This window comes from Streptomyces sp. NPDC048521, assembly GCF_043199855.1.
Classification (GTDB): domain Bacteria; phylum Actinomycetota; class Actinomycetes; order Streptomycetales; family Streptomycetaceae; genus Streptomyces.
On record NZ_JBICWR010000002.1, the window covers coordinates 283,737 to 297,955 of the forward strand.

11 protein-coding genes are annotated in these 14,219 nt (G+C 71.9%); 1 reads left to right on the forward strand and 10 read right to left on the reverse strand.

What is annotated here, in order from left to right; translation table 11 throughout:
- Nucleotides 1-10: 10 nt before the first annotated feature.
- The 10 genes from ACGFRF_RS05670 to ACGFRF_RS05715 form a co-directional block, all read right to left on the reverse strand.
- A complete protein-coding gene (locus tag ACGFRF_RS05670; RefSeq protein ID WP_393737325.1) occupies nt 11-1,537 on the reverse strand; it encodes an NCS1 family nucleobase:cation symporter-1 in 1,527 nt (508 codons plus the stop codon).
- Between the two features lie 122 nt (nt 1,538-1,659).
- Complete coding sequence (locus ACGFRF_RS05675; protein ID WP_393737326.1) at nt 1,660-2,679, reverse strand: TIGR03842 family LLM class F420-dependent oxidoreductase; 1,020 nt, start codon at nt 2,677-2,679, stop codon at nt 1,660-1,662.
- An 11-nt stretch (nt 2,680-2,690) separates the two neighbouring features.
- Complete coding sequence (hydA, locus tag ACGFRF_RS05680; protein ID WP_393737327.1) at nt 2,691-4,085, reverse strand: dihydropyrimidinase; 1,395 nt, start codon at nt 4,083-4,085, stop codon at nt 2,691-2,693.
- Nucleotides 4,086-4,179: 94 nt separating this feature from the next.
- Complete coding sequence (locus tag ACGFRF_RS05685; RefSeq protein WP_393737328.1) at nt 4,180-5,022, reverse strand: nitrilase-related carbon-nitrogen hydrolase; 843 nt, start codon at nt 5,020-5,022, stop codon at nt 4,180-4,182.
- A 155-nt stretch (nt 5,023-5,177) separates the two neighbouring features.
- Nucleotides 5,178-6,755, reverse strand: coding sequence for a PucR family transcriptional regulator (locus tag ACGFRF_RS05690; RefSeq protein WP_393737329.1), 1,578 nt, complete (start codon nt 6,753-6,755; stop codon nt 5,178-5,180).
- A 40-nt stretch (nt 6,756-6,795) separates the two neighbouring features.
- A complete protein-coding gene (locus ACGFRF_RS05695; RefSeq protein WP_393737330.1) occupies nt 6,796-8,079 on the reverse strand; it encodes an aspartate aminotransferase family protein in 1,284 nt (427 codons plus the stop codon).
- On the reverse strand, nt 8,076-8,918 hold the full coding sequence (locus tag ACGFRF_RS05700; RefSeq protein WP_393737331.1) for a nitrilase-related carbon-nitrogen hydrolase: 843 nt from the start codon (nt 8,916-8,918) through the stop codon (nt 8,076-8,078). Before ACGFRF_RS05700 ends, ACGFRF_RS05695 begins: the two co-directional genes overlap by 4 nt.
- Nucleotides 8,919-9,190: 272 nt before the next feature.
- On the reverse strand, nt 9,191-10,951 hold the full coding sequence (locus ACGFRF_RS05705; protein ID WP_393737332.1) for a hypothetical protein: 1,761 nt from the start codon (nt 10,949-10,951) through the stop codon (nt 9,191-9,193).
- Between the two features lie 149 nt (nt 10,952-11,100).
- Nucleotides 11,101-11,352 (reverse strand): helix-turn-helix domain-containing protein, encoded by a 252-nt coding sequence (locus ACGFRF_RS05710; protein WP_393737333.1) that lies wholly within the window; start codon nt 11,350-11,352, stop codon nt 11,101-11,103.
- 38 nt (nt 11,353-11,390) lie between these two features.
- Nucleotides 11,391-11,633 (reverse strand): hypothetical protein, encoded by a 243-nt coding sequence (locus ACGFRF_RS05715; protein ID WP_393737334.1) that lies wholly within the window; start codon nt 11,631-11,633, stop codon nt 11,391-11,393.
- Here ACGFRF_RS05715 and ACGFRF_RS05720 point away from each other — a divergent pair.
- Entirely contained in the window at nt 11,632-14,172 is a 2,541-nt protein-coding gene (locus ACGFRF_RS05720; protein ID WP_393737335.1) for an ATP-dependent Clp protease ATP-binding subunit, read from the forward strand. The two genes, ACGFRF_RS05715 and ACGFRF_RS05720, sit on opposite strands and share 2 nt — an antisense overlap.
- Nucleotides 14,173-14,219: the final 47 nt, after the last annotated feature.

Consider the following 14,219-nt stretch of genomic DNA (forward strand, 5'->3'; position numbering starts at 1 on the left):
GTTCGGCCGGTCAGACCGCGAGCCGGTCCCGGCCCGTGGCGTACGTCAGGGCCAGGTACAGCACCAGGGAGGTGCCGAGGCCCACCGCCCAGCCGTAGTCGGCCAGCGCGGACAGGGCCGGGATGGGGCGGCCGTCGATCAGCGGCTTGAAGCCGGCGCCGCCGATCGCGAGGACACCGCCCGCCAGGAAGGCGACGACCGCCCGCCAGTTCCAGCCGGCCGCGTACCAGTAGCGGCCGCCCGTGCGGTACAGGTCGGCGAGGTCGAGGCGGGTACGGCGCAGCAGCCAGTAGTCGGCGACGAGGATGCCCGCGACCGTGCCGAGCAGACCGCCGACCAGGCCGAGCCAGGTGAAGATGTAGCCCTGCGGGTCGGAGTACAGCTTCCACGGGAAGATGACCACGGCGAGGACGGCGGTGATCAGTGCGCCGGTGCGGAAACTCACCTTCCGTGGCGCGACGTTGGAGAAGTCGAACGCCGGGGAGACCAGGTTGGCCGCGATGTTCACGGACAGGGTGGCCACCAGCACGGTGACCAGCGCGTAGAGCAGCCCGACCACGTTGTCCGTCTTGGCGGCGAGCTGGACCGGGTCCCAGACCGGTTCGCCGTAGACCGCCTGCGAACCGGACGTGACGAGCACGGAGAGGAACGCGAAGAGGGTCATCGTGGTGGGCAGGCCCAGGGCCTGGCCCCAGGTCTGTGCCTTCTGGCTCTTTCCGTACCGGGTGAAGTCGGGGATGTTCAGCGACAGGGTGGACCAGAAGCCGATCATGCCCATGAGGGAGGGCCAGAACAGTTTCCAGAAGTCGCCGCCCCAGCCCAGCTTGGACGGCTGGTCGAAGAGCGGGCCCACGCCGCCGGCCTTGCCGCTCATCCACCACAGCATCACCAGCGCGCCGACGATCACGAAGGGCGCCGCCCAGTTCTCGAAGCGGCGGATGGTCTCCATGCCCCGGTAGATGATCGCGACCTGCAGGGCCCAGAAGATCGCGAAGGACAGCCACATGGTCCAGGCGTAGCCGCCGATGTGCGAGGCGCCGGACCAGCTGTCGCCGATCAGCTTGCCGGCGAGGAAGTAGATGGCCTCGCCGCCGATCCAGGTCTGGATGCCGAACCAGCCGCAGGCCACCAACGCCCGGACGACGGCGGGCAGGTTGGCGCCGCGCACGCCGAAGGAGGCGCGGGCGAAGACCGGGAACGGGATGCCGTACTTGGGTCCGGCGTGCCCGGTCAGCAGCATCGGCACCAGCACGATCAGGTTGGCCAGCGCGATGGTGAACACGGCCTGTTTCCAGTCCATGCCCACCGCGATCAGGCCGGAGGCCAGGGTCCAGGAAGCGGTGTTGTGGGCCATGCCGACCCACAGGGCCGAGAAGTTGTACGTCGTCCACGTGCGCCTGGCCGCGGGGACCGGGAGCAGGTCCTCGTTGGCGTAGGGGCCGCTGGGCGGTGGCGTGCCGGGGGCGAGTTCCACGCGCCCGTCGGGGAGGGTGACGTGGCCGGACGGCGGTATGGCCGTGGGAGCGGTGTCGGTCATGGGCTGGCCAATCGGGGAGAGGTGGGTCGGGAAAGGCCGTGCGGGCACCAGCCCCCTCCCCGGGACGGCGGGGAGGGGAGACCAAGAGGGGCGTGGGGGGACTCGTACTCGGGGAACGGGGGTCAGGGACGGAGCGCGGGGATGATCCGGAGGCCGTAGGCGTCGATCGTGGCTTCCTGTGCGTCGTGCATGTCGTACACCGCGAACTGGTCGACGCCCAGGGCGCGGAGCGCGTTCAGTTTCTCGATGTGCTTCTCGGCGGGGCCGATGACGCAGAACCGGTCCACGATCTCGTCGGGCACGAACTGGGTGTCGGGGTTGCCGCTGCGTCCGTGGTGGGCGTAGTCGTAGCCCTGCCGTGCCTTGATGTAGTCGGTGAGTTCCTGGGGGACCTGGGCCGAGTGCTCGCCGTACTTGCCGACCAGGTCGGCGACGTGGTTGCCGACCATGCCGCCGAACCAGCGGCACTGCTCGCGGGCGTGGGCGAGGGCCTCGGGCGAGTCGTCCTCGGTGACGTACGCGGGGGCGGCCACGCAGATCGTGACCTCGGACGGGTCGCGGCCGGCGGCGACGGCCGCGTCCTTGACGGCCTTCACCATGTACTCGGTCAGATACAGGTCGGCGAGCTGGAGGATGAACCCGTCGGCCTCCTCACCGGTCATCTTCAGCGCCTTCGGGCCGTAGGCGGCCATCCAGACGGGCAGTTCGGCGCCCTCCTTGATCCATGGGAAGCGGATCTTCGTGCCGCCGAGGTCGGCCTCCTCGCCGCGGCCGAGGGCGCGGATGACCTTCATGGCCTCGCTGATGCGGGCGAGGGTGTTGGGTTTGCGGCCCGCGACGCGCATCGCGGAGTCGCCGCGGCCGATGCCGCAGACGGTGCGGTTGCCGAACATGTCGTTGAGGGTGGCGAAGGTGGAGGCGGTGACCTCCCAGGTGCGGGTGCCCGGGTTGGTGACCATCGTGCCGACCTTCAGCTTCTGGGTGTTCGCCAGGATTTGGCTGTAGATCACGAACGGTTCCTGCCACAGCACGGCGGAGTCGAAGGTCCAGCCGTAGCGGAAGCCGTTGCGCTCGGCCCGCTTCATCAGGCTGACGACCCGGGAGGCCGGCGGATCGGTCTGTAGGACGAGTCCGAAGTCCATGGGCGCCACTCCTAGTTGAGGTACTGACAGGTGGAGCGCGGGGTGTAGACGCCGTGGCCGGCGCGTCCGGTGTACTCCCGCTGGTCGATGACGGGCTCGCCGCGCGAGAGCACGGTCTCGACCCGGCCGGTGACGCGCTTGCCCTCGTAGGCCGAGTAGTCGACGTTCATGTGGTGCGTCTCGGCGGACATCACTTGCTCGGCGTGCGGGTCGTAGATGACGACGTCCGCGTCGGCGCCCGGGGCGATGGTGCCCTTCTTCGGGTAGAGGCCGAACATCCGGGCCGGGGTGGCGCAGGCGATCTCGATCCAGCGGCGGCGGGAGATGTGCCCGTCCACGACGGCCTGGTGGAGCAGGTCCATGCGGTTCTCGACACCCGGAAGACCGTTGGGGATCTTGGAGAAGTCGCCGCGGCCCAGTTCCTTCTGGCCGACGAAGCAGAAGGGACAGTGGTCGGTGGAGACCACTTGCAGGTCGTTCGTCCTGAGCCCCTGCCACAGCCTGGCCTGGTGGTCGCGCGGCCTCAGGGGCGTGCTGCACACGTACTTGGCGCCCTCGAAGTCGGGCTCGGCGAGGTTGTCGGTGGACAGGAACAGGTACTGCGGGCAGGTCTCGCCGAAGACGTTCAGCCCCTCGTCGCGCGCCCGGGCCAGCTCGGCCACCGCCTCCATGGCCGAGACGTGCACGACGTACAGGGGGGCGCCGGCGACCTGGGCGAGCCGGATGGCGCGGTGCGTGGCCTCGGCCTCCAGCAGGGCCTTGCGGACCTCTCCGTGGTAGCGGGGATCGGTCTCCCCGCGGGCCAGCGCCTGCTCGACCAGGACGTCGATCGCGATGCCGTTCTCGGCGTGCATCATGATCAGGCCGCCGTTCTCGGCGGAGCGCTGCATGGCGCGCAGGATCTGGCCGTCGTCGGAGTAGAAGACTCCGGGATAGGCCATGAACTGCTTGAACGACGTGACGCCCTCTTCGACCAGCAGGTCCATCTCCTTCAGCGTCTCCTGGTTGACGTCGGAGACGATCATGTGGAAGGCGTAGTCGATCGCGCAGTTGCCCTCGGCCTTGGCGTGCCAGGCGTCCAGGCCCTCGCGCAGGGTGTGGCCGACGCTCTGCACCGCAAAGTCGACGATCGTCGTCGTGCCGCCCCAGGCGGCCGCGCGGGTGCCGGTCTCGAAGGTGTCCGAGGCGGAGGTGCCGCCGAACGGCAGCTCCATGTGGGTGTGGGCGTCGACGCCGCCCGGGATGACGTACTTGCCGGTGGCGTCGATCGTGCGGTCCGCGCTCCAGTTCTGTGAGTCGGGCGCGGCGAGGGCGACGATACGGGAGTCCTCGATGAGGACGTCGGCGTGGATCTCGTCGGACGCGGTGATGACTAGGCCACCGCGGATGACGGTGCGCGTGGTCATGGGGTGCCTCTCTTTCGTGGTCACCTGCGGGTCGTCTGTGGCTGGTCGCGCAGTTCCCCGCGCCCCCTTCGGGGCACTGCCCGCACCGGCGTCTCTACGGTGCCGTCAGCGGCCCGTACGCCCCCGGCGCCCGGTCGCGGTAGAACTGCCAGCGGTCGCGGACCTCTCGGAGCTTGGCCAGGTCGAGGTCGCGGACGACGAGTTCGGTCTCCTTGTCGCTCGCCACCTCGCCGACGAACTGGGCCTCCGGGTCCACGAAGTAGGTGGTGCCGTAGAAGTCGTTGTCGCCCAGGTCCTCCACGCCGACCCGGTTGATCGCGCCGACGAAGTACTCGTTGGCGACGGCCGCCGCCGGCTGCTCGAGCTGCCACAGGTAGCGGGACAGGCCGCGCGAGGTGGCCGAGGGGTTGAAGACGATCTCGGCTCCGGCGAGGCCGAGTGCCCGCCAGCCCTCGGGGAAGTGGCGGTCGTAGCAGATGTAGACGCCGATCCTGCCCACGGCGGTGTCGAAGACGGGCCAGCCGCTGTTGCCCGGGCGGAAGTAGAACTTCTCCCAGAATCCCTGTACTTGGGGGATGTGGGTCTTGCGGTACTTGCCCAGGTAGGAGCCGTCCGCGTCGATCACCGCGGCGGTGTTGTACAGGACGCCCGGCTGCTCCTCCTCGTACATCGGCAGGACCAGGACGATGCCCAGCTCGCGGGCGAGGGCCTGGAAGCGCCGGACGGTCGGGCCCTCGGGGACGCGTTCGGCGTACTCGTAGAACGCCTTGTCCTGGACCTGGCAGAAGTAGGGGCCGTAGAACAGCTCCTGGAAGCAGAGGACTTGTGCGCCCTGCGCCGCTGCGTCGCGGGCCGCCTGCTCGTGGACCTGGATCATGGATTCCTTGTCGCCGGTCCAGGCGGTCTGGAAGAGGGCGGCACGGATCACTCGGCTCATCGGGACCTCCGGTAGCTCGGTGTGCCGTGAGCCTAGAAAGCCCGAAGGGGCCGTTTGAGTGGCAGCGTGTCACGTCTGCGGGCCGTGGGCGTGCCACCGTGTCACGTGTGCGTGGGCCCATGTTTCACCGCCGTATTCCCAGGTCGTCGCATGTTTCACCCCTGTTGCGCGTCATGCGCGAGGAGCGCGATGTGTACGGAGGCCGCCTGTTCGAAGTCGTCCAGGTCGACGCCGAGGCGGGCCTGTATGGCCTCCAGGCGGCGGTAGAGGGCGGGCCGGGAGACATGGTGGAGCTGGGCGGTGCGGGACTTGTTGCGGCCGGTCGCGAGATAGGTGCGCAGGACGTTCAGCAACTCCGGTTCGGCGTCGCACAGCAGCCCGTCCAGCTCCCGCTCGGCGAAGGACTGCACCTGCGGGTCGTCGCGCAGCAGCCGGATCAGCCCGCGCAGATGCACGTCCTTGAGCCGTACGACGGCCGGCAGGTCCAGGACGGCGGAGGAGTCGGCGACGGCGTCGGCGACATGCCGGGCCTCGCGCAGCCCGGCCGGTACGTCCTCCCAGTCGGTGCGGGGATCGGCGGCGGCGACCACCGTGGCCGGCGCTCCGGTCTCGGTGCGCAGCCGGGCCGCGAAGTGCGCGGTCAGCGCCTCGGCGTGCTGGTCGCGGGGAAGGCTGAGCACAACCGCGGTGGTTCCGCCGGCCGACTGCGCGACCAGCCCGGGCAGCCCCAGCATCCGCAGGACACGCCCGAGTGGGGCCGGGTCCGCGCCGGGCACGACGAGCGGGACGAAGGTCCGCCGGTTGACCGGCAGCCCGGCCGCCCGCGCCCGCGGCAGCAGTTGCCGGGCCGGTACGACGCCGGAGATCAGGTCGGTCAGCAGGCTCTGGGCGGACTGCTCCTCCCAGGTGTGCCCGGAGCCGCCGCCGAGCATGCGGTGCAGGACCAGCGCCTCGGCAGCACGGTCGGCGAGCAGCCGCCCGGTGGCGGCGTCGCCCCGGTAGCCGCACAGCAGCAGCCGGCCCCACCGCTCCCCGCGCCCGCCCAGCTCGGCGGGGATCCAGCCGTCGGCCGCGCCGCCACCGGCCTGCCGGGCGATGCGCTCCCAGTCGCGCAGCACGTCGTCCACCGCCGGCCGCTCCCCCGCGGTGGCGAGGACGCGGTGGGCGAGGTTGGTGACGACGACCGGGCAGCCGCTGTGCTGGGCGACCTCGTCCAGCAGCCGTTGCAGCGGGGCACCGGCCGTGATCAGCCCGGTGAGGGCGGTCCGCACGGTCTCCGACAGGCTGACGGCGGCGAACTTGCGCCGCACCAGCCGGCATTGCACCTCCTCCGTCAGCTCGGCGAAGGGGAAGGGCCGGTGCAGGACGACCAGGGGGAGCCCGCACCGCTCGGCGGCCCGGCGCATCACCTCAGGCGGCGCGGGGAAGGCCCGGCCGAGGCCGAGCACGACGGCAGCGGCCTCGGCCCGGTGCAGGGACTGGATGTACTCGGCCTGCTTGGCCTCGTCCCCGGCGAGGAGCACCCCGGTGGTGAGCACCATCTCGCCGCCGCTGAGCATCACGCCGACGTCGGCGGCCTCGGCGACGTGCACCCAGCGCACCGGCCGGTCCAGCTGTCCGGCCCCGGCCACCACCTCGGGCTCTCCGGCGAGCACCCGTTCCAGGGTGAGCACCTGCCGGACGGAGAGCGCGGGTTCAAGCGGCTGCCACGTGGCGGTCGAGATGGCGGTCATGGCCGTGTCCCTTGCTCGGCTGGTGCTGGCTCGGGTGGTGTCAGTACGAACTCCTCAGCGCGTCCTCGAGGATGGCGGCGCCCTCCTCGGCCTCCGCGACGGTGAGCGACAGCGGGGGTGCGATGCGCAGGGCGCTGGTGTTGTGGCCGCCGCCCTTGCCGATGAGCAGTCCGCCCTCGCGGGCCGCCTCCAGCACGGCGGCGGCCGCCTGCGGATCGGCCTCGTCGGTCCCCGGTCTCACCAGCTCGATGCCGATCATCAGCCCCCGCCCGCGCACTTCGCGTACGCCGGGCAGCTGGGCGGCGACGGCGCGCAGCCGCTCGATGAGCAGTCCGCCGACCCGTCGGGCGTTGCCCTGCAGGTCGTGTTCGAGCAGGTACGTGAGGTTGGCGAGGCCCGCGGCCATGGTGATCTGGGTGCCGCCGAAGGTCGAGATGCTGTTGGCGTCCAGGCAGTTCATGATCTCGGCGCGGGCGATCACCCCGCCGATGGACATGCCGTTGCCGATGCCCTTGGCGAACGTGACGAGGTCCGGGGGGCCGCTGCGGGCGTGTGCCTGCCAGCCCCAGAAGTGCTCGCCGGTGCGGCCCCAGCCGGTCTGCACCTCGTCGGCGATCCACAGGATGCCGTGCTCCTTCAGCACCTCGCGGAAGGCGGCGTAGAGACCGTCGGGCGGAGAGGTGAAGCCGCCGACGCCCTGGATGGGTTCGGCGATCAGCGCGGCCGGCGGCCGGGTGTGACCGAGGATGTCCTTCAGGTCGGCGACACAGGCGTCGATGAACGCGCGGTCGTCGAGTCCGGCGTACGGGCCCCGGGTGCGGACGCCGCCGTGGACGTACAGGGTCTGCAGCGGGGACAGGGAGGTCGGGGACCAGCCGCGGTTGCCGGTGACGCCGACCGTGCTGAAGGAGCGGCCGTGGTAGCTGTTGCGCATGGCCAGGACGGTGTTGCTGCGCCGGTAGGTGGTGGCCAGCAGCAGGGCGGTGTCGTTGGCCTCGGTGCCGGAGGTGGTGAAGAACACCCGGGCGTCCGGGATGCCGCTCACGTGGGCTACGCGCTCGGCGAGTTCGACCATCGGCCGGTTGAGGTAGAGGGTCGAGGAGTGGATGATCCGGCCGGCCTGCTCGCTGACCGCCTTGGTCACCTCGGGCAGCGCGTGCGCGGTCATCGTCGTCAGGATGCCGCCGAAGAAGTCCAGGTACTTGTTTCCGGCGGAGTCCCAGACGTGCCGTCCCTCGCCGTGGGTGATCTCCAGCGGGTCGTCGTAGTAGAGGGCGAGCCAGTCGGGCAGGACCCTCCGGTGACGGGAGTAGAGGTCGTTCACGGCTGTACCAGCCCTTCGTAGGCGTCGGGGCGGCGGTCGCGGTAGAAGGCCCACTGCTGCCGCACTTCCTCGATGAGGTCGAAGTCCAGGTCGCGGACGAGGAGTTCTTCACTCTTGTCGCTGGCCGGCTCGCCGACGAACTGTCCACGCGGGTCGACGAAGTAGCTCGTGCCGTAGAAGTCGTTGTCGCCGTACTCCTCCTGCCCCACCCGGTTGATGGCGGCGATGAAGTACTCGTTCGCGACGGCGGCGGCGGGCTGCTCCAGCTGCCAGAGGTGGGCGGACAGCCCCCGGTGCGTGGCCGACGGGTTGTAGACCAACTCGGCGCCCTTCAGCCCGAGTTGCCGCCAGCCCTCCGGGAAGTGCCGGTCGTAGCAGATGTACACGCCGACCTTGCCGACGGCCGTGTCGAAGACGGGCCAGCCGAGGTTGCCGGGTTTGAAGTAGTACTTCTCCCAGAAACCCTTCACCTGCGGGATGTGGTGCTTGCGGTACTTGCCGAGGTAGGTGCCGTCGGCGTCGATCACGGCGGCGGTGTTGTAGTAGAAGCCGGACTGCTCGATCTCGAAGACGGGGACGACGATCACCATGCCGGTCTCGCGCGCGAGTTCCCGCATCCGGCGGACGGTCGGACCGTCGGGCACCGGTTCGGCCCAGCGGTAGTGCTCCGGTTCCTGTACCTGGCAGAAGTACGGAGCGTTGAAGACTTCCTGGAATCCGATGATCTTCGCGCCCCGGCGGGCCGCCTCGCGGGCGTGCTCCTCGTGTTTCGCCACCATGGACTCGGTGTCGCCGGTCCAGGTGGCCTGGACCAGAGCGGCGCGGACGACGTTGGCCATGAGCTGCTCCTTCGAAGCGACGTCAGAGCCTCTACGCCCGTAGAGCAGGCCGTAGAGGGACGAAAGTAAGCCTCCGGACGGCCCTTGCCAAGACCATCGTCGTCAACCCGCGGTGTCGATCACGTTTCACACTCCTGTGGGTGAGCGGAGGAGCGGGCGCGCGGGTGGACCGGGGCGCACGAGGAGCGGGCCGGAGAGTGGACCTGGCACAGGGGACGAGAACGCCGGGACCGGCCCGGCGGGCGTCACCGTCGTCACCGGCGCCCCGGTGGTCACGGTGCATGACCCGCCACCCGCAGGGCGTGTACGAGGTCCCAGTACCGTTCGTCGGAGACGGCGTGCGCGACCTCCAGCAGCAGGGGTACGAGGCGGTCCGGGTCGGCGGCGACGCTGCGGGCGGCCTCTTCCGGGGGCCGGACGCGCACATAGGCGTCCAGCAGCGCCCGCACGTCACGCCGGCGGCCCTCGTCGTCCAGCCGCAGCACGGCCGTGCCGATCTGCTCCGCCGGCCGCGCCACGCCCTGCCGCAGCATCTGCTGCCCGTCGGCGCCCCGCCCGGCCGCGGCCAGCGCGTCGGCGGCGGCCACCAGCCGCTCGGCGGGCAGCGCGGCGGCCTCCCACAGCAGGGTCGTCCAGTCGGCGTCGAGCCCGGCCCGGTGCAGGGCGTCCGCGAGCAGCGGGAGGCGGGCGGCGGGCCACCACGTGGCCTCCACCAGCAGCACGTGCGCCTCTCCGCTGCGCCCTTCGCCCCGCAGCCGCACCAGCCGCTCCACGACCCCGTCGACCACCTCGCCCGCCCCGTCGTCCGCCGCCTCGACGGGCACCGGCACCGGCTCACCCGACGACGCGCCCCCGGCGAACCGGGCCCCACGCGGCGTAGGGCGCCCAGCGGCGGACTCCGGCACGACCGGCACCGGCGCCTGCGGTACGGCCACGGAAGCGCCCTCCTCCTCGGCCATCCCCGCGAACCGGGCACTCCCCCGCCGGCGTTTGCGGGCCTTGGGAGCGGGCGGCATCCCGGCGGGGGGGGCGGCAGCCGGGGGCGGGACGGACGGCCCGGCGGAACCAGGTCCGGCAGCGGGCCCGGCGGAACCAGGTCCGGCAGCAGGTCCGGCGGCTTCCCCGGCCAGGCCGAGGACAGCGGAGACAGCAGGCGGGACGGACGGCCCGACGGAACCAGGTCCCGTGGCGGTCACGGGCGCGGCGGACTGCCCGGCAGGACCGAGGGCAGCGGCAACACCGGGCGGGGAGGACGGCCCAGGGCCACCGAGACCGGCAGCGGCGGGCCCGGCGTGAGGCGCCGGCCCGGAGTGACGCGCCGGCCCGGTGGGCCAGGAGGTCTGTTCGGGGGCGGGTCCCCCTGCGCGGTGGGCAGCGGCCGGGCCGGTGTGCCGGAAGGGCGCCGTCGGGCCTGTCGACGCCTCCCCCACCACGGCGTGCCCCTCGCCCGCCCACAGGGCTCCCGGCTCAGCACCACGCTCCAGCCCGTGCCGACCTCCCTCCGGCTCGAGTCGGCCGGGTGCCGCACGGCGGTCCAGCTGCGCCATCCGGGACCGGAGTTCGGCGCAGCGGGCGGTGGCGCGCTCGTGGTCGTCGTGGGCCCAGGCGAGGTCCAGGCGGAGGGACTCGGCCTCCTCGGGGGTGGCCGGTGCCGCCAGCAGGCGGTTCAGTTCGGCCTGCCGTTCGGCGGCGTACCGCTGCTCGCGGAGCATGACGTCGAGGCGGTCGGCCAGGGCCTCCCGGGCGCCGGGCCGGGCGTCGTACGCGGTGAGCGCGGTGGCGTGCAGCGTGCCGGCCCGTTGCCGCTCGGCCGCCGCGGCGGCGGGGCCGTACGCCGCACCGAGGTCCTCCAGCAGCGCCTCCACGACGTCCCACGGCGGCACCTCGCGCCCGTCCAGGCAGGCCCGCATGCCCTCGGGGTCGCGCTGCCAGAAGACTGCGCACCAGCCCCCGCCCGGGTCGAGGCGCGCGATGAGGCCGTCCAGGTAGCTCGCGAACTCCCGCACCCGACCGGGAAGTCGATCCACAGCCATCGCCCAGCTCCCGCCCGACCGCCAGCAGTCCGGTCGTAGGCAACACCAGTCGTGTTACGACCCTGCTACGCACAGTTTTCCGGCAGCGTGCGGACGGCTCATTGCGGGATCTCGGCCGTTGCGCGCACCGCGACACCCGTTCCGGCGTCTCAGACGGCCACCAGCGCACACCGCGCGGCGACTTCGTCCATCGACAGGCCGAGCACCCCGGCCAGCGCGGCCACCGTGAAGAACGCCGGAGTAGGCGCCCGCCCCGTCTCGATCTTGCGCAGCGTCTCGGCCGACACGCCGGCCACTGCGGCGACCTCGGTCATGCTCCGGCCGCCGCGCGCCTCGCGCAGCAGCCGACCGAGCCGCTCGCCGCGTTCGCGTTCTTCGGGAGTGAGAGGGGTGCGCACCATGCGACCCATTCTAATACCGGCCCCTCGCGCCGCCCCCTTCACTTACCGGTGCAGTCATGGGCATGGTGCGGCCCCGCCGCGTGGGTGCGGTGGCCGCATCGATGTGCGGCGACCGCGTGGGCGCGGGCGACCACGAAGAACGTGCGGCCGCCGTAGCCGCACGGGCCCCCACCCCCATGGGCGAACATGCCCGCCCCCACGGATCGTGTCATCGTGGGCATGAGCAGCTCCCATCCGGTAACCCGGCGCAGCCAGTCGTCCGCGAAGGAACGGAACGCCATGACCAACGGCTACCCTCCTGACCCCTTCGGTGAGTTCCTGGCCCGCTTCTTCAGCGGGGCCGTCGGCGGAGCCAACCGCCCTCGCCACATCGACATCGGGCGCCTGCTCAGCCAGCCGGCCCGGGAGCTGGTCAGAGGGGCCGCCCAGTACGCCGCCGAGCATGGCAGCCGGGACCTGGACACCCAGCACCTGCTGCGCGCCGCGCTGGCCACCGAGCCCACCCGGAGCCTGCTGAGCCGGGCGGGCGCCGACCCCGACTCGCTCGCGACGGAGATCGACGACCGGGCCGGCCCGGTGCAGCATCCGCCGGGCGAGGTACCGCCGCCGACCTCGCTGTCGCTGACCCCGGCCGTCAAGCGGGCCCTGCTGGACGCGCACGACATGGCGCGGGCGAGCGGCGCCGGGTACATCGGCCCGGAGCACGTGCTGAGCGCCCTGGCCTCGAACCCGGACTCGGCGGCCGGGCACATCCTGAACGCGGCCCGCTTCTCGGGGGCTGCGCTGCCGCCCGAGGCCCCGGAGAACCCGCAGGCCCGCCCGGAGCGGCAGCGGCCGACCTCCACGCCCACCCTGGACAAGTACGGCCGCGATCTGACCGAGCTGGCCCGGGAGGGCCGGATCGACCCGGTCATCGGCCGGGACACGGAGATCGAGCAGACCATCGAGGTGCTGTCGCGGCGCGGCAAGAACAACCCGGTGCTGATCGGTGACGCGGGCGTCGGCAAGACGGCCATCGTGGAGGGCCTGGCCCAGCGCATCACGGACGGAGACGTCCCGGACATCCTGGCAGGACGCAGGGTCGTCGCCCTGGACCTCACCGGGGTGGTGGCCGGCACCCGCTACCGGGGCGACTTCGAGGAGCGCCTGAACAACATCGTGGAGGAGATCCGCGCCCACTCCGACCGGCTGATCGTGTTCATCGACGAGCTGCACACCGTCGTGGGCGCGGGCTCCGGCGGCGAGGGCGGCGCGATGGACGCCGGCAACATCCTCAAGCCGGCGCTGGCCCGGGGCGAGCTGCACGTCGTGGGCGCGACAACGCTGGAGGAGTTCCGCCGGATCGAGAAGGACGCGGCGCTGGCCCGCCGGTTCCAGCCGATCCTGGTGCCCGAGCCGACCGTCGAGGACACGATCGAGATCCTGCGGGGGCTGCGTGACCGGTACGAGGCGCACCACCAGATCCGCTACACCGACGAGGCGCTGGTCGCCGCCGTGGAGCTGTCGGACCGGTACCTCACCGACCGGCGGCTGCCGGACAAGGCGATCGACCTGATCGACCAGGCGGGCGCACGGGTCCGGCTCGGTGCCCGGACCAAGGACACGGACGTGCGCGCGATGGAGCGCGAGGTCGACCAGCTGGTCCGGGACAAGGACCAGGCGGTCGCCGACGAGGACTACGAGCAGGCCAAGCAGCTGCGCGACCGGATCGGCGAGCTGAAGCAGCGGATCGCGGAGGCGAGCGGTGACGGGAAGGCCGACGAGGGGCTGGATCTGGAGGTGACCGCGGAGGCCATCGCCGAGGTGGTGTCCCGGCAGACCGGCATCCCGGTGAGCCGGCTGACCCAGGAGGAGAAGGAACGGCTGCTCGGTCTGGAGGAGCACCTGCACCAGCGGGTGGTCGGCCAGGAGGAGGCCGTCAGCGTGGTCGCGGAGGCCGTACTGCGTTCGCGCGCGGGGCTCTCGAGCCCCCACCGGCCGATCGGCAGTTTCCTCTTCCTCGGCCCGACCGGCGTCGGCAAGACCGAGCTGGCCCGGGCGCTCGCCGAGGCGCTGTTCGGCAGCGAGGACCGCATGGTGCGCCTGGACATGAGCGAGTACCAGGAGCGGCACACGGTCTCCCGGCTGGTCGGCGCCCCGCCGGGGTACGTCGGTCACGAGGAGGCCGGGCAGCTCACCGAGGTGGTGCGCAGGCACCCGTACTCGCTGCTGCTGCTCGACGAGGTGGAGAAGGCCCACCCCGACGTCTTCAACATCCTGCTCCAGGTGCTCGACGACGGCCGGCTGACCGACTCCCAGGGCCGGACCGTGGACTTCACCAACACGGTGATCGTGATGACCAGCAACCTCGGTTCCGAGGCGATCACCCGGCGCGGTGCCGGGATCGGCTTCGGGCCGGGCGGCGCGGACGCGGACGAGGAGGCGCGGCGGGAGCAGATCCTGCGGCCGCTGCGCGAGCACTTCCGGCCGGAGTTCCTCAACCGCATCGACGAGATCGTGGTCTTCCGGCAGTTGACGAGCGAGCAGCTGCGGCAGATCACCGACCTGCTGCTGGAGAGCACCCGGCGGCTGCTGGACGGGCAGGGCGTCGGGGTCGAGTTCACGACCGCGGCCGTGGACTGGCTCGCCGAGCGCGGCTACCAGCCGGAGTACGGTGCCCGGCCGCTGCGCCGCACCATCCAGCGGGAAGTGGACAACCAGCTGTCCCGGCTGCTGCTGAACGGCACGATCGTCAAGGGCAGCCGGGTCACGGTGGACGTACGGGACGGGCGGCTGGACTTCCGCACGGACGAACCCAGGTCGTCCGCGGCGCAGTTGTGAGAACGCCCCCGGCGCCAGACCGCCGGGGGCGTCACGTCCGGGGGCCG

Coding starts and splice junctions, on each gene's coding strand:
- ACGFRF_RS05670 (WP_393737325.1), bottom strand. CDS start 1,537: ATGACCGACACCGCTCCCACGGCCATACCGCCGTCCGGCCACGTCACC.
- ACGFRF_RS05675 (WP_393737326.1), bottom strand. CDS start 2,679: ATGGACTTCGGACTCGTCCTACAGACCGATCCGCCGGCCTCCCGGGTC.
- hydA (WP_393737327.1), bottom strand. CDS start 4,085: ATGACCACGCGCACCGTCATCCGCGGTGGCCTAGTCATCACCGCGTCC.
- ACGFRF_RS05685 (WP_393737328.1), bottom strand. CDS start 5,022: ATGAGCCGAGTGATCCGTGCCGCCCTCTTCCAGACCGCCTGGACCGGC.
- ACGFRF_RS05690 (WP_393737329.1), bottom strand. CDS start 6,755: ATGACCGCCATCTCGACCGCCACGTGGCAGCCGCTTGAACCCGCGCTC.
- ACGFRF_RS05700 (WP_393737331.1), bottom strand. CDS start 8,918: ATGGCCAACGTCGTCCGCGCCGCTCTGGTCCAGGCCACCTGGACCGGC.
- ACGFRF_RS05705 (WP_393737332.1), bottom strand. CDS start 10,951: ATGGCTGTGGATCGACTTCCCGGTCGGGTGCGGGAGTTCGCGAGCTAC.
- ACGFRF_RS05710 (WP_393737333.1), bottom strand. CDS start 11,352: ATGGTGCGCACCCCTCTCACTCCCGAAGAACGCGAACGCGGCGAGCGG.
- ACGFRF_RS05720 (WP_393737335.1), top strand. CDS start 11,632: ATGACCAACGGCTACCCTCCTGACCCCTTCGGTGAGTTCCTGGCCCGC.
- ACGFRF_RS05715 (WP_393737334.1), bottom strand. CDS start 11,633: ATGGCGTTCCGTTCCTTCGCGGACGACTGGCTGCGCCGGGTTACCGGA.